This window comes from Marinobacter zhejiangensis (assembly GCF_900114775.1).
Lineage (GTDB): Bacteria > Pseudomonadota > Gammaproteobacteria > Pseudomonadales > Oleiphilaceae > Marinobacter > Marinobacter zhejiangensis.
Genome location: NZ_FOUE01000002.1, coordinates 544,770 through 559,981 on the forward strand (window position 1 = coordinate 544,770; position 15,212 = coordinate 559,981).

Consider the following 15,212-nt stretch of genomic DNA (forward strand, 5'->3'; position numbering starts at 1 on the left):
TAGGAACTCTTCCATGATTCGAAGTCGCTTTGGGGTACTTACGCCTTCATCCAACACCGCCCTGGAACCACTGACCTCAGCAATGGTCGCTCAGGTACCCGGTGTTAGCGCCCATTTCTCACGGTTTACCGTGACGGAAATCGCACTGAACGAACAGGCACTGGGGCAGTTCGACAATAGCAATGTTCTGGCGGCAGCTCGGCTCCTGGTTGATGCGCGGGTGAATGTCATTGGATGGAGCGGCACTTCCGCTGGCTGGCTGGGGTTTGCTCACGATGAACGCCTTTGCCAGGCCATTGAGAGCGAAACGGGTATCGTCGCCACAACCTCGATGCTTGCGCTCAACGAGATTCTGGATCGCTGCGGGCTTCGGAACTTTGGCTTGGTGACACCCTATACCAGTGACGTTCAGGCCCGGATTTTGGACAACTACCGGAGTGCGGGGTTTGCCATTGCGGCTGAGGATCACCTCGGTATCAGTGAAAACTTTGCCTATGCCGAAGTCTCTGAAGCCACGTTAACCGAACAGGTTCGCCGGGTCGCTAAGGCTGGTCCCCCGGCTATTGTTGTGGCTTGTACCAACCTGTGTTCCGCAGGCCTGGTTGCGCGCTGGGAGGCGGAGTTCGGGATCCCGGTTCTGGACACCACCGCCACAGTGGTCTGGAAAATGCTCCAGCTGTGTGGGCATGGCGCTACAGGGCTGAGTGGGTGGGGGAGTTTAATGGCTGGGGGATTGATCAGTGAATGATTTTGACCTGGTAATTCGAAACGCCCGCTGCGCCACCGCCGCCGACGTTTTTGAGGCTGATATCGGTGTCTGTGACGGAAGAATTGTGGCCCTTGGAACGGGTTTGGGAACCGGACGGGAGGAAATTGATGCCGATGGTCGCTGGGTTACTCCCGGTGGCGTCGACGGCCACTGTCACCTGGACCAGCCCACGACCGACGGCTCCCGGATGGCCGATGATTTTCTGACCGGAACCCGCTCAGCGGCGTGTGGTGGTACGACCACCATTCTGCCGTTTGCCTGCCAGATGAAAGGGCAGAGCCTGCGTGCCGCCGTCGAAGACTACCATCGCCGGGCCGAAGGTAAGGCGGCGGTGGATTATGCCTTCCACCTGATTGTCTCGGACCCCACACCAGAGGTTCTGGGTGTTGAACTGCCGGAGTTGATCCGGGAAGGCTATACCTCTTTCAAGATTTATATGACCTATGACGATCTGAAGCTCTCAGATCGCGAAATCATCGATGTGCTGGCCGTTGCCCGAGAGCACGGCGCGATGGTTATGGTGCATGCCGAAAATGCTGACTGCATTGCCTGGTTGACTGAGCGTTTGTTGGCGAAGGGGCACACTGCCCCGCGTTATCACGCACAGTCGCGCCCAATGCTGGTAGAGCGTGAAGCCACGCACCGGGCCATTGCTTATGCCGAATTGGTGGATGTGCCGATATTGATCGTGCATGTGTCCGGTCGTGAGGCGGTTGAACAGCTGCATTGGGCTCATGGGCATGGTTTGCGTGTCTATGCGGAAACCTGCCCCCAGTACCTGTTCCTGACCGCCGAGGACTTGGGCATTTCAGACGACGACGGGCATGGTGCCAAGTGTATTTGTAGCCCGCCACCCCGTGATCAGGCGAACCAGCAAGTAGTGTGGGATGGCCTGGAGAGTGGCGTGTTCCAGGTGTTTTCCTCGGATCACGCGCCGTTCAACTTTGACGGCCCAGAGGGAAAGTTCACCGCGGGCTCGGGCGCCAGCTTTGAAAAAATCCCGAATGGGATTCCCGGCCTGGAAACCCGGCTGGCTTTACTCTTCAGTCATGGCGTTGAAACCGGCCGGCTGTCCGTTCAGCAGTTCGTCGCACTGACCGCAACCAATGTCGCCAAGATGTATGGGCTCTACCCGCAAAAAGGCTCCATTGCCATTGGGGCGGATGCGGACCTGGTGATTTGGGAGACCGGTTTGTCACGGACGATTGCCAACGCCAACCTGCATCACGCGGTGGACTATACCCCATATGAGGGAATGCCTGTCAGTGCCTGGCCAGGTATGACGCTGTCCCGGGGTGAGGTTGTGTGGCGAAACGGAACCTACCTTGGGGCCCCGGGAAGAGGGCGGTTCCTGCCCTGTGGGCTTCCAGAACCCGCCAGGCCCAAGACACGGCCAAATGGAGGAGGCGCATGACTGGTCTGAATGGGGACGTGTGCGGGAGCCTGGTTGACGCCTTGGCCGAAGCATGGACTTCAGGGATGCCAATGTCGGCTGATGATGCCTCGCGTCTTGCTCCTGCGGACTGTGATGCTGCATACCTTGTTCACAAAGTGTTGGGTGAGCGTTTGGAATGGTGGCCGACAGGGCGCCCCAGAGCATGGAAGCTGGCGATGGGAAAACCGCCGTTGGCGGCCCCGGTCCCGGATTTCCTTCTGGAGCTGTCTCCCGGGGTGGAACGCTCCCCCCACAGTGTAAACGGCATTGAAGTTGAACTCGTCGTCCGACTTTCGGCCCCCATCGGGCCGCAGGCCAGCCGGGATGAGGTCGAAGCGGCCATTGGCCAGACCTTTGCTGCGATTGAGCGGTTCGACGTTCGAGCCAAAAACTGGGAACGTCTTCCTGAAACGTTTCTGCTGGCGGATTTGCAGATGCATGGCGGCCTCGTCGTTGGCGATGGAGTGTCCGGCTGGGTGAGTCCTACGTGCCTGCAAATAAAGGCAACCGGACAGAACTTCAGCGGGCGGGTTTGGCAGCACCCAATGAATGACCCGCTGGCAGCCATTCCCTGGCTGGCAGGACATGCCAGTAAACAGCGGTGGCCTCTGCAGGCAGGGGACCTGATTGCGACCGGAAGCTGGTGCGGGATGATCAGGCTCCCCAGTGGCGGGCAAATATCCGCTCATTTTCAAGGTGTCGGTGGTGTTGGCCTGGCCCCCAGCGAGACCGGCAAAGGAGTATCCTCATGAGTCAAATGAAACAGTGGCCAGCTATACACAGTGCCTGTGTCGTTGAGCTGCTTATGGGCCTTGGGGTCATGGTGATTGGGGCTGTTTTCCTGTTCGAGGTCCACAGTGAACCTCGGCCCTATGGCGACCCTGGAGATCTTGGTTCGGCAGCATTTTTTCCGGGCCTGGTTGCTCTGGCCGTGACCATCCTGGGCGGGTTGATGGCATTGCTGTCCTGGAGGCCGGGTAATCGAGACAGTTTGCTCAACGGTCATCTCGGGCGGGTTTTGTTGGGCTACGCGTTAATGACGTTACTGGCCGTTTCACTGCCCTGGCTTGGGATCTGGCTCGTGGCCATGACCTGTGTGCCACTCATGGCCCTGCTGTTCGGTGAACGACGGTGGTCTGTCCTTCTGGCTCTTGCCCTGATCCCGCCATTTATGGTGGTTCAGCTGTTCGAAGGGGCAATGGGTATCTACTTTCCCAGAGGCATCATCCTGTGATTGATCTTTCCATTCTTCAGCAGGGCTTGGCGATGCTGGCCTCACCCTGGACGTTTTTGGCCCTTTCAGGAGGGCTTGCTGGCGGAGTCTTGATCGGTGCCTTGCCTGGTCTGACTGCAACGATGGCTGTGGCCGTGCTCGCGCCGTTCACTTTTTTCATGGATGCCACTATCGGTATTCCTTTCCTGCTGGGTATCTACAAAGGTGCCATTTACGGTGGTTCTATCCCGGCAATCCTGATTAATACGCCGGGTACCGCTGCGGCCGCGGCAACGGCTCGCGACGGCTATGCGCTGACTTGCCAGGGGAAATCCCGCAAAGCACTGGAGCTCAGTCTGTACAGCTCGGTTGTCGCGGACCTGATAGCAACGCTGGTCTTAATTGCGGTGGCGATACCGCTAGCGAAAGTGGCCATGAAGTTCGGTTCTCCGGAGTTCACCCTGTTGTACCTGATTGCCCTGACCATGATCGCTACGGTCAGTGGCAACAGCTTCCTGAAAGGGCTTATCGCCGCCGGCCTCGGTTTGTTGGTGGCCTGTATCGGGTTAGACCCGATGTCCGGCTACCAACGTTTTACCTTTGGCAGTACTGATTTGCTGGCGGGTGTGTCGTTAATACCGCTATTGATAGGGATGTTTGCGCTGAGCGAAATACTGATGCAATTGGGGAGACCCCGGGCCACGTCCGGATCTGCCGGGACATCGGTGACTCAGGATTGCGAGCGTTTGCGGTGGGCTGAGTTCTGGGCATTGAGGCCCACCATACTCAGGGCGACATCGCTCGGTACATTTCTGGGCTCGCTGCCGGGGCTGGGTGCTGAAATAGCATGCTGGATTGCTTACGGAGTGGAGCGGGGGCGTTCAAAGGAGCCTGAACGGTTTGGGGAGGGCTCCACTGAAGGGCTGGCTGCTGCTGAAGCAGGTAATAATGCTGTGGTACCCGCGGCGCTGATTCCAATGACCGTCTTTGGGATTCCAGGCGACACCGTCACTGCCGTGCTAATCGGAGCGCTTATGGCGCAGGGGATGATGCCTGGGCCCCTGTTGGTTCAGCAGAACCCGGGGTTTCTGTTTGGTCTCTTCCTGGTGCTACTGGCCACCAATGTTCTGCTGCTGGTGTTTGGTCTGGCGGCCATTCGCTGGTTGAAACAGGTATCGAGTATCCCCCCCGCTGTCATGTATCCCTGTGTGTTGCTGCTGTGTCTCTGTGGCACCTATTCCGTGAACTCGAGTTCGTTCGACCTGCTGATACTGGCGTTCGGGGGCGGCCTGGGTTACCTGATGCGATGCACCGGTTTCCCTGTAGCCCCTCTGATCATAGGTCTGTTGCTCGGGCCTGGGTTTGAGAGTGCCTTACGCCAGTCCCTGGTTTTCTCAAACGGCAGCCTGGAAATTTTCTGGTCGCGCCCTGGAAGCCTGATTTTGTTATCCATTCTTGCCCTGGTCGTCGCCGTTATGGCATGGCGTGGGCTAAAGCGTACGGGAGCCAGATCCTGGCTCTCAGAAAACCGTCGAGCCACGACATAAACTGCCTGAGGAGGCTATCCATGATCCGAAAATACCTTTCACTCAGTCTTGCATGCAGCGCTATGGTTGGAAGCATGATGGCTTCTTTCAGTACCGCGCATGCTAACGAGAGCGCTTTGCCTGATGAGCCGATCCGATTTGTGACCCCTTACCCAGCGGGCGGTTCGCATTCGCTGCATGCCGGCATCATTACTGCCGTCGGGGAACAGTTTATGGGTCAGCCGCTGGTTTCGGTCATCCGCGGTGGTGGTGGCGGAGCCGTCGCAGCGGCGGAAGTCGCCCGTAGTACGCCAAACGGGACGATGCTGTTGTTTGGTGACCCAACCATCAACTCCCTGCGCCCCCAGGTAGAGCAGCTACCGTATAAAGCGGAGGATTTTGTTGCGGTCGCGCGTATCAATTACAGCCCGGCTATTTTCGTAACGTCGCCAGATCAACCATTTGAAAGCATCGGCGAATTTGTGGACTACGCGAAGGCTAATCCAGACGACGTTGTTTACAGCTCTGACAACCGTAATGGTTTTACCTACACCGTCTTTGAAATGCTTAAAGCCACGGCAGACGTGAACATGCGGGGTGTGGAACTGGGTGGCGGTGGCCCGGCGGTTACGCAGCTGCTGGGTGGGAATACCATGGCCTACGCCGGCGACCCGAGTGTTGTTGGGGAGCACCTGGAGGCAGGTACTCTGGTGGGACTTTGTGTCACTGATACAGTGCGTTTCCCTCAGTATGAGGATATTCCTACCTGTCAGGAAGAAGGCTACGATGTGGTATTCCAATTCTGGCGCGGGGTGATGGCCCCAGCTGGCACGCCAGATGCCGTTGTTGCCGAGTTAAGTGACGGGTTCCGGCGTATGACTGAGGATGAAGGGTTCCTGAGGCTGATCGGCAAGATTGGGTCTGGCATCCAGTTCCTTGGGCATGAAGAGTTTGCCGAGGCCTTGAACAAAGAGCAGGCCGCCATGCGAGCAGCATACTTGGGCGAGTAATCCATTGTCTCACAAGGAGTATGCTGGCGGCCGGAGGCCGTCAGCCAACTTGACGATGAACACGTTTATATTGAGGGGACCTCGGGCGCTGACAGACGACGGCGCCCGGGTTACACCTGACCCCGTGGATCTGGTGATTGAGAACGGCGTGATCATGGCGATAGGTCCGGTGGGAAGTCAATCCGCTGACTGCACCGTTATCGAGGCGCCAGACACGCTGGCCATACCAGGCTTTATCAATAGTCACCACCACTCTCACGAAAACTTCCACAAAGGGCGCTATGACCGCCTGCCGTTGGAGTTGTGGATGAACTACGTACGGCCTGCAAAGCCACTACCGCTGACGCCTGAGGATGTGTACCTGCGGACATTGATCGGGGCAAGTCAGGCATTGCTGTCCGGAACAACCTGTATCGTTGACGATTTCAATGCGTCACCAATACTCCATCCGGAACATATTGAGGCAGCCCTGGCGGCCTATCAGGACCTGGGGATTCGGGCCCTGCTGGGCCCAACCCTGTTTGACGTGCCGTTTCATCAAAGTGTGCCGTTCATACATGAAGAATGTTGTTCGGAAACGCTTGCCCGCATGGCCCCGGCACGTTCAACCCCGCCCGATGAGTACCTCAAACTGGTCGAGAAGCTTGCGCGTTCCCACCACCCCAAAGACAACCGGGTAGGGGTGCTGTTGGCGCCATCGGCTCCCCAGCGTTGTACTGAGGGGCTTTTGCGTGAAGTGAGGGCGATGGCCGATGACACCGGGTTGCCCGTAATTATTCATGTCCAGGAAACCCGTGTTCAGGCAGCGTCCGCCTGGCACGACCGGGGCATGACCCTATTTCGTTATCTGGACGAACTGGGCTTCCTGGCGCCTGCGACTTCGTTGATCCATGCGGTTTGGCTGACGCCAGATGATCTGGAAAGAGTGGCCGCCAGCGGGGCCAGTATCCAGCACAACCCGAACAGCAACCTGAAACTGGGGTCCGGGTTAATGCCGCTTCGTGCGGTCCTTGATGCCGGTATCAATGTCAGTTTGGGTACGGATGGTTGCGGCTCGCTTGAATCAACCGACATGTTAAGGGTCGTTGCCAATACCGCCCTGATACATAAACTTCGCGGAGGTGACTACCGTCGCTGGATCGGCGCTGAGGAAGCATTGAAAGCGGCCACGGTGGGCGGTGCCAAGGCGCTGGGGCTGGACAACCATATCGGACGGTTGGCGCCGGGTCTGCGAGCGGACCTGGTTCTCTATAACCTGAATGGGCCCGCTTTTACTCCGCTCAATGACCCATTGCGCCAACTGGTCTTCAGCGAGAGCGGGACAGGGATCCACTCGGTTTACGTAGATGGTGAAAAGGTCGTGTCAGATGGCCGTTTAACCAAGCTTGACCAAGGGGACATTTCTCGCCGCATCGAGAAAACAATGACGTCGTTGAGACCAGCCATCGAAGCATCCGAGGCATTAACCGAAACGCTCCGTCCGGCTTATGAGCGAATCTGGTCCCGCTGCCAGTCGTTGCCCCTGGCTCCAGGAACCTTGCCAGCCCGATTGCCGGAAAGTTGAAGGCCATCGTCTGCGGTCAATGGGGCATGGCTTGCCCGGAAGACAAATCACCAGCCTGTGCTATGTTTCATGAGTATGGCCTAGTACGGAGTGACCGGTATGTACGAAAGGGCGAAAGAGTTTGTGCATCACATCGAGCATCTTCCTGTTATCAATGAGATGCTTACCCGGCGATACGCCAGGAAATTTGCGGTCGCGAACAACGTAAACCTGTTCCTGGGGGTTTATCCGGACTTCGCATCGGCTACGGCGGACGCTCCCACGAGTAAACCCCTGGGCTATGACAATGAGGCGCCAGCCTCCGCCGAGATGTACCGCTTCCGGATGCAGGCCATTGCGCCCTGTGATTATCCGGTAGCGTTCTGGTTGGCTCGGCTGATGCAGCCCGGTCAGACCCTTCTGGATTTTGGCGGTCATGTTGGCGTTCTCTACTACGCGTTAACGCGATACCTGAACTTCCCGGAGTCCTTTGGCTGGGAAATCTACGATGTACCGGCGGTGATCCGGGAGGCACGGCAGTTCGCCGCATCGAACCACGGATCAGAGCGTTTGAGTTTCTACGATGATCTGTCTCAGGCCGACCCTTGTGAGCTGATGCTGTTCTCCGGGTCATTGCAGTACGTTGAGGAGCCGTTGAGCTCCATCGTTGGCAGGCTGAAGTCCCGGCCAAACTATCTTCTGATCAACATGCTGCCGGTCCACCCAACGCAGGCCTACGTGACTCTCCAGAACATCGGCACCGCCATCTGTCCCTACCGGATCTACAGTGCATCGGAAATCGTGGAGGAAGTTCAGAAACTTGGCGGCGAAGTGATTGACGAGTGGAAGAACACAGATAAAGCGTGCCCGATTCCATACCACGAAGCGCAGTCGCTGGATTATTACCGTGGCATGCTGGTACGTCTGAACCCGGAAGCACGGGCTGCCTGATCAGACTGCCGGGCGCCAGCGTCGGTGCTGGGCCCGGCGAGGGCGCCTTAAATCAGGTCAAAAAGGTAGGCAAAGGCTCAGGCCAGGCGCTTCTTCACATAGCGACCCGGGGCGTCCTCAATAACTTCCAGTTTCTGGTCCCCTGGAACACGTGGTTCCACCTCTTCACCCTGGAAACGGCTTACCCAGCCCTGCCAGTTTGGCCACCAGGAGCCTTCATGGAAGGCTGCGTCTTCAAACCAGTTTTCCGGAGTGTCCGCTTCGGTGTCGTTACTGTAATAGCCATACTTGCCGGGCTCTGGCGGGTTGATGATTCCGGCAATGTGACCGGATTGCCCCAGCACAAAGCGCTTTTCACCCGAGAACAACCGGTAACCGGCATAAGTCGACTTCCACAACGCAATATGGTCCTGCTGGGCGGAGATGAACATGGCCGGGGTGTCGATACTGGACAGGTCGATGGGCGTGCCAGCGATTGTCAGGGCGTTCGGCTCTCGTAGCTTGTTGTTCACGTACATCTCACGGAGATAGTACTTGTACATCGTTGCGGGCAGGTTGGTGGAGTCGGAATTCCAGTACAGCAGGTCAAAAGGCAGTGGTGGCTCGCCCTTGAGGTAGTTATTGACGAAGTACGACCAGATCAGGTTGTTCTCCTTCAGGGACGAGAAGCTCAGTGCAATGAAGCGGCCATCGTAGTAGCCAATCTTGTCAATGTAATTCTCAAGTGCCTTGATCACCTTTTCGTTGAGGTAGACCCCGATTTCACCTGGGTCGGTGAAGTCCAGTAGGGTGGCAAAGAAGGTGGAAGATTTGACCCGGTTGTCGCCGGCTTTCTTGAGGTGGGCCAGGGTGGTGGCGAGCAGGGTGCCGCCTACGCAATAGCCAATCGTGTTCAGCTCGTGTTCCCCGGTGGCGGCTTCGACCGCGTCCATGGCCGCCAATACGCCATCGCTGACGTAATCCTCAAAGGTGGTGTCACGGTAGGACTCGTCCGGGTTGACCCAGGAGATCATGAATACGGTATGGCCCTGTCCAACCAGCCACCGTACCAGCGAGTTTCGTTCGGCCAGGTCCAGGATGTAGTACTTGTTGATGAATGGCGGAACGATCAGCAGCGGGGTCTTGTGAACGGTGTCGGTGGTGGGCTGGTATTGGATCAGCTGGAACATGTGGTTCTCGAACACCACTTTGCCTGGCGTGGTAGCGATGTTTCCGCCGACCTCAAAGGCTTTGTCATCGGTCATCGACACATTCAGCAGCTGCCGACTTCTCATGATGTCGCGGTAGAAATTTTCCAGCCCCTGAACCACGCTCAAGCCCCAGGTCTGGCGGCATTTTCGAACGGCTTCGGGGTTGGTGATGAAGAAGTTGGTGGGCGCCAGAGCATTTACAAACTGGCGGGTCAGGAAGGTCAGCTGACGACGGTTTTCGTCAGTCAGGCCGTCCAGGTCCTGGGCCATTTTGTCGAGGTACTCGGCGTTGATCAGATAAAGCTGGGCGATGGCGTAATAAAACGGATTCTGATTCCAGGCCTCATCATCGAAGCGGTGGTCGCTGCGCTCCGGAGCAACCACTGGGTCGGTCGGCTGTCGAAGGGTGGTGAGGGCGACATTCTGGATCAGTTGCCAGTATTTTTGTGCCAGCTCGGTGTTGTCCTGCATGACTTTGGACGGGTCGATGATGGCCTCGCGGAAGGCCGCCGTCAGGCTGGTGGTTACATCGAGGATGAACGAGTTATCCGGTGTGGCCAGTTTTCCGGGAGTCAAACCTTTGACAACCGTGTCTTGGGACAGTTTCACGAGAGCCGCGGCGTGGCTCAGGTAGTCTTTCGCGAATTTGGTCAGGAATTCCATCTTAGACCTCAAAATCACAGGGCAGGAAGCAAGGCGATTGCCACCGGGTCAGCCCGGCGGCAATCTCTTTCACAAAGCGCGCTTAGCTGTTGGACGCAGCGGCCTTTTTCTGGGTGGCGGTGGCCGGTTTGGCTGAGGCGGCAGGCTGGTCAGCTGCTTCAGCCGATTCGGCAACAGTGCTTTGGAACAGCTGGCTGGCTTCGTTGCGGAAGTCCTCGGCAACCTTGGCAAACTGCTGCAGGTCTTCAGACATACGCTCAACCAACTGGTTGAACCGCTCCGGCTGAGCTTCCACAAAGCCCTTGACGCCGTCGAAGTCACGGATGGTGGCCGCGGCCTTGGCCTGGTCTTCGACGAGCCCCATGTAGCCACGCAGGCTGCTCATCTGGGCATCGACGATGCCTGAGTAGGTTTCCATCATCAGCTTGTTCAGGCGGTTGACGGGTTCTGACGAGATTTTGAAAGAGTCAGTAAACATAGTTCAATTCCTTCTGTTTTTGAGGTTGTTGCATAGGTGAGCCTGTTTTGGGCAGGGCTCGGGCTTTTAGGCGGCATGCCACTCAGTGCATGAACATTCCGCCGTTAATCGGAAAGTTGGCAGTGTGGGTCAGCGCAACATGTGAACGCCCTTGGTTCGTCATCACACAGTCTCTTTATTGTTATTGAGGCTTAATTGAACGCTAATTCGGTTGATCAAATATTGTCCTATGTCATGTTGGGCCCATTGAGCGGGCTGTCATGGTGATCAGAGGCGAACGGGCTGGTGCAGGTCGCCGGTGAGAGTGGCCGTTCGTGTCTATACGCCATCTGTTGCTCCACTTTGGCCTAAAATGAACGAGTCGTATGACCGAGATGTGAACAATTTGTGACCGAAGGCAATGTGTGATGTCGCCAATGGTCGCAGGAGATTTCGTAACTGGTGCCGGGCATGGTATTACGGTAGCTTGCTACCATCTGAGTTCGGACATCCCTGGTTTTTAACGGCGGTTAAGTCGGTCAATAAGGAGTTCTATGAACAAGCAAGTACAGTTTCGCCGCCATGAAACGGTCCTGAGTCGACGAAGTCGTTGGGTGTTACGGCTGATTCGTTTGATCATACGTCCGATGATCCGTTTCATGGTGTCTGGCAGCATGCGGCGTATGGCGGCGGGTCAGGCTCGCGTCGCCGGTGCGAAATTTACCAGCAAGCATGCCCAGGAGCAGGATTATCGGATGATCGGCGCGCCGGGAAAAAGCGTACCCTCCTACATACTGGGGAACCTCGACAATTCGCGGCCGGTGATTTTATGGCTGCATGGTGGAGCCTTTGTGCTGCCACTGATGCCTGATGCGCACTTGCGATTTCTCAATCGGCTCTGTCAGGACCTGGGGGCTGCGGCGGTCGCGCCAGACTACCGGATTGCACCTTTGTGCCCATATCCTCAGGGGTTGGACGATTGTGAACGGGCCTACGGTGCCTTGCTGGATTTGGGGGTGCCTGCATCCCGGATTGTGCTTGGGGGCGAGTCTGCCGGCGGTAACCTGGTGCTGGGGCTGCTACAGCGCATTCGGCGCAAAGGCTGGCCGATGCCTTGCTGTGCGGTACCGGTAGCAGCGGTTACCGACATGGGACGTATTCACAACCCACCATCACGCACCGAAAACCTGAAGCGGGACGCCATGTTGCCCATGCTGGCGTTAACCCGCATCGTCGAGTGGTATGTGGGGGCGCAGGATCATTCCGACCCGGAACTCTCGCCGATCCATGCCGACTGCTCAGGCTTTCCGCCACTGTTGTTGGTGGCCAGCCAGCACGAAGTGCTGAGGGATGACAGTGTCATGTTCGCCCGAGTGGCCGCCGAGCAAGGCGTGAAGACCCGCCTGGAAATGTGGACACATATGCCTCACGCATTCCCATTGCTGGAGCACTGGTTTCCAGAGGCCACGCCAGCCCGGGTAATGATTACTGAATTCATGAAAGAGCATATCGCCGACTGAGTCGACGTTTGTTCATTGGTGGCCTGACCCTGCTATATCGGCCACGGAGGTAACTTGCCTTTGACGTTGCTACCGAAACAGCTGAATGGCCAGAACGGCTCCGTTCACCGGAAGCGCGAGAAGAACCTCGGTGTACCGGAGCTGATTGCCATTGCCCTGGGCGGCATGGTCGGTGGCGGAATCTTTACCATTCTGGGCATATCGGTGGCGATGGTGGGGGTCTACACCCCGGTTGCCATCGCCATCGGTGGTTTTATTGCGGCCATGGCGGCCTACTCCTACATAAAGCTGGGCGTCTATTACCAGGATGAAGGGGCGACATACTCGTTCTACAAGAAGACTTTTGCCGGTTCCGACCGGGCGGCGTCACTCATCGGCTGGTGGGTAATCTTCGGCTATATCAGTACCCTTGCCCTTTACGCCTACACCTTTGCCTCTTACGCAATCAGTGGCTTCGCCATGGCAGAGAGTGACTGGTTGAGAAAGGCAATCGCGGGTGCGGTTATTCTTGTCTTTACCCTGATCAATGTGTGGAGCGTGAAAGGGATGGGCAAGATCGAAGACCTGATGGTGTATACCAAGCTGGTCATCCTGATCGTGATTTCTTTTGTCCTGATCAACAACAGCAATACAAGCCTGCCGATGCTGATAGAGCAGGGGCGTGATTTCAGTTTGTTGAACATTCTGATCGTCGCTTCGCTGACGTTTGTCGCCTACGAAGGCTTCCAGCTCGTTATCAATGCCGTTAATGAAATGGAGCAACCTGCGCGTAACATCCCAACGGCGGTATACGTCGCCATAGCCCTGGCGACGGCCATCTATGTGGTCATTGCACTCGGAGCCATCCTGGCGATTCCCTTCGCCGATATCATCGCCAACCAGGAATACGCGCTGGCTGCCGGTGCCAATGGTGTCCTGGGCCACTGGGGTACTGATCTCGTGGTGCTGGGAGCGCTTCTGGCTACCAGCAGTGCCATCAGTGGCACCGTCTTTGGGGCTTCCCGCCAGATGGCGATTATTGCCCGCGATGGATACTTTCCCCCGATACTTGCCAAACGGAAGGAGCGGGTTCCCGTATACTCGATCATTACCATGTCGGCTCTCGCGTTCGTGTTGATCCTGGCCGGCAGCCTCCAGGTCATTCTGGAGTTCGGTAGCGTGACGTTCCTGATTGTTTCCTTTCTGATGGCCTATGCCAATTTCCGGATAAGAAAACAGACCGATTCATCCACTCTCGTTACCCTGATTGCCATGGCAGGACTGGCCATGGGAACCCTCTTCATCATTTACTACGAAGCCGTGCATCAGCCGGAGCAGTTGCTCTTCATTTTCGGTCTCTATGGCATTCTTTCCCTGATGTCCTGGTTGTACGCCAGGATTGGCCGGAAACGACGTTTACCTGGCGCAGGCCCGACTGACCGAGCTGCCTGACGGCTGTGCCGTCAGGTCAGATGGACCAGCGGTTTTTACAGCCACCGGGTGGGGTACCGGTGCCCTGAAATCAAACGATGGTAAAGCACGCCAAAGGCCACAATCAGGAGCGCACCTGCCGCTACCGGCATCACCAGAAAATCCCAATGTTCACCCGCCAACATCACCACCAGTGGATTGGCACCCGCTGGCGGGTGAGTGGTGTTGGTTAACAGCATTAAGCCCACCGCAAGACCCACTGCCAGCCCCATCGACCAGGGGCTGACACCCACCAGCGTTGCTACGGCCAGGCCGATTGTGGTGGTCAGCAGGTGGCCCAGAACGATGTTTCGGGGCTGGGCCAACGGACTTTCCGGTAACCCGAACAGGATGACCATGGTCGCGCCAAAAGGCGCCATGAGCCAGATGCTCCTCTGTGTGGTCATTCCCAAGGCGCTCAGAACCGTAATGCACACCATGGCCCCTAATCCGGCGATGAGTGGGGCGAAGTAGCGCGAATTGCTCAGGCGTTGATACATGGTTTTCTCCAGGTAGACAGATTGGTCTACTAAGGTAGACAGTATTGTCTACTGGTGTCAAGATGTACCATCTTTTGTGGAGTGACATCATCATGGATAAGCGGGATTTGCTGGTACGTACGGCGTTTAAGCTGTTCTATACCCAAGGTATTCACGCCGTGGGCATAAACTTGGTATTGCAGGAATCCGGCGTGGCCAAGAAAACCCTTTATCACCATTTCCCCAGCAAAGATCACCTGGTAGAAGCGACGGTTAGATTCCGGGATGAAGCCTATCATCACTGGCTAACTGGCCGACTGGGAGCGGTCGCCGCCGGCAGGCCTGCATTACTGGAGCTGTTTAGTGCTCTCGACGACTGGTTCCACGGGCGAGCTGGGGAGATTGATGTATTCCGCGGTTGTTTCTTTATTAACGCCAGTGCTGAATTTGGAGACAGGGACAACGCAATCCATGAGGCCTGTGCCGAGCACAAAGCCAAAATTGTAGCGCTGATCCAGAGCCATGTGGCGCTATTGGCGCTGCCAGCAGGGCAAGCCAGGGAGCTGACAGACCTGGTTACGCTGTTGAAGGAAGGCGCAATCTCGATGGCTCATGTCCAGGGGAATCTTGACGCGGCGCTTCAGGCTAAGGCCGTGTTTGAGCATGTGACGGCTGGCTTCCATAAAACACAGAGCCCATCATGACCAAAGACACCCGAGACAGTATGTTCCTGGTGCTGTGACGCACGAAACTACATAGTGTTACGAAAAATAAAGTTTCTCCACCGAACGCCCTATGCTGATTTCGGGGGCTGTCGAAAAATCCACGAGCCCAGTCAGGGCAAGGGTTTTAGACTATCAGGGTGGAAGCTGGCGCGTTCGTCAGGAGGCTGGTGACGGACGGTGTGCCAGGAAAGTGTGATGCCCATCAAGTTGCCCGATTCATTAACTGGGATTAATCTCCGCTTACTGGGTTCGATGGCGTCATGTGAGGACGTAATCCGAACT

At 56.8% G+C, this 15,212-nt stretch carries 14 protein-coding genes; 11 read left to right on the top strand and 3 right to left on the bottom strand.

Annotated features, from left to right (window positions below; translation table 11 throughout):
- The first annotated feature begins 13 nt into the window (after nt 1-13).
- From BMZ67_RS07845 to BMZ67_RS07880, 8 genes are all read left to right on the top strand, one after another.
- Complete coding sequence (locus BMZ67_RS07845; protein WP_092021389.1) at nt 14-748, top strand: maleate cis-trans isomerase family protein; 735 nt, start codon at nt 14-16, stop codon at nt 746-748.
- Nucleotides 741-2,183 (top strand): dihydropyrimidinase, encoded by a 1,443-nt coding sequence (hydA, locus tag BMZ67_RS07850; protein ID WP_092021391.1) that lies wholly within the window; start codon nt 741-743, stop codon nt 2,181-2,183. The genes BMZ67_RS07845 and hydA overlap by 8 nt, the downstream gene beginning before the upstream one ends.
- Nucleotides 2,180-2,956, top strand: coding sequence for a hypothetical protein (locus BMZ67_RS07855; RefSeq protein ID WP_092021393.1), 777 nt, complete (start codon nt 2,180-2,182; stop codon nt 2,954-2,956). Before hydA ends, BMZ67_RS07855 begins: the two co-directional genes overlap by 4 nt.
- Nucleotides 2,953-3,438: a tripartite tricarboxylate transporter TctB family protein gene (locus BMZ67_RS07860; protein WP_092021395.1), complete on the top strand. Its 486-nt coding sequence runs from the start codon at nt 2,953-2,955 to the stop codon at nt 3,436-3,438. The genes BMZ67_RS07855 and BMZ67_RS07860 overlap by 4 nt, the downstream gene beginning before the upstream one ends.
- Nucleotides 3,435-4,964, top strand: a complete 1,530-nt coding sequence (locus BMZ67_RS07865; RefSeq protein ID WP_092021397.1) for a tripartite tricarboxylate transporter permease — start codon at nt 3,435-3,437, stop codon at nt 4,962-4,964. Before BMZ67_RS07860 ends, BMZ67_RS07865 begins: the two co-directional genes overlap by 4 nt.
- A gap of 20 nt (nt 4,965-4,984) precedes the next feature.
- Nucleotides 4,985-5,953 carry a tripartite tricarboxylate transporter substrate binding protein gene (locus tag BMZ67_RS07870; RefSeq protein WP_175481868.1) on the top strand — a complete coding sequence of 323 codons (969 nt, stop codon included), beginning with the start codon at nt 4,985-4,987 and terminating at the stop codon, nt 5,951-5,953.
- Between the two features lie 55 nt (nt 5,954-6,008).
- On the top strand, nt 6,009-7,517 hold the full coding sequence (locus BMZ67_RS07875; RefSeq protein ID WP_092021401.1) for an amidohydrolase family protein: 1,509 nt from the start codon (nt 6,009-6,011) through the stop codon (nt 7,515-7,517).
- Between the two features lie 99 nt (nt 7,518-7,616).
- The gene (locus tag BMZ67_RS07880) at nt 7,617-8,447 is read left to right on the top strand and encodes a methyltransferase, TIGR04325 family (RefSeq protein ID WP_092021403.1); all 831 of its coding nucleotides are present in this window, start codon (nt 7,617-7,619) and stop codon (nt 8,445-8,447) included.
- 77 nt (nt 8,448-8,524) lie between these two features.
- Here the strand turns inward: BMZ67_RS07880 and phaC are convergent, their stop codons facing one another.
- Entirely contained in the window at nt 8,525-10,300 is a 1,776-nt protein-coding gene (gene phaC / locus BMZ67_RS07885; protein ID WP_092021405.1) for a class I poly(R)-hydroxyalkanoic acid synthase, read from the bottom strand.
- 82 nt (nt 10,301-10,382) lie between these two features.
- The gene (locus BMZ67_RS07890) at nt 10,383-10,778 is read right to left on the bottom strand and encodes a phasin family protein (RefSeq protein ID WP_092021407.1); all 396 of its coding nucleotides are present in this window, start codon (nt 10,776-10,778) and stop codon (nt 10,383-10,385) included.
- Between the two features lie 533 nt (nt 10,779-11,311).
- On the opposite strand from BMZ67_RS07890, the gene BMZ67_RS07895 reads away from it, so the two are divergent.
- On the top strand, nt 11,312-12,277 hold the full coding sequence (locus BMZ67_RS07895) for an alpha/beta hydrolase (RefSeq protein WP_092021409.1): 966 nt from the start codon (nt 11,312-11,314) through the stop codon (nt 12,275-12,277).
- Between the two features lie 60 nt (nt 12,278-12,337).
- Nucleotides 12,338-13,708 carry an APC family permease gene (locus BMZ67_RS07900; protein WP_217642470.1) on the top strand — a complete coding sequence of 457 codons (1,371 nt, stop codon included), beginning with the start codon at nt 12,338-12,340 and terminating at the stop codon, nt 13,706-13,708.
- Between the two features lie 35 nt (nt 13,709-13,743).
- Here the strand turns inward: BMZ67_RS07900 and BMZ67_RS07905 are convergent, their stop codons facing one another.
- Nucleotides 13,744-14,226 (bottom strand): HPP family protein, encoded by a 483-nt coding sequence (locus BMZ67_RS07905; protein ID WP_175481869.1) that lies wholly within the window; start codon nt 14,224-14,226, stop codon nt 13,744-13,746.
- Between the two features lie 92 nt (nt 14,227-14,318).
- On the opposite strand from BMZ67_RS07905, the gene BMZ67_RS07910 reads away from it, so the two are divergent.
- Nucleotides 14,319-14,909 carry a TetR/AcrR family transcriptional regulator gene (locus tag BMZ67_RS07910; RefSeq protein ID WP_092022115.1) on the top strand — a complete coding sequence of 197 codons (591 nt, stop codon included), beginning with the start codon at nt 14,319-14,321 and terminating at the stop codon, nt 14,907-14,909.
- Nucleotides 14,910-15,212: the final 303 nt, after the last annotated feature.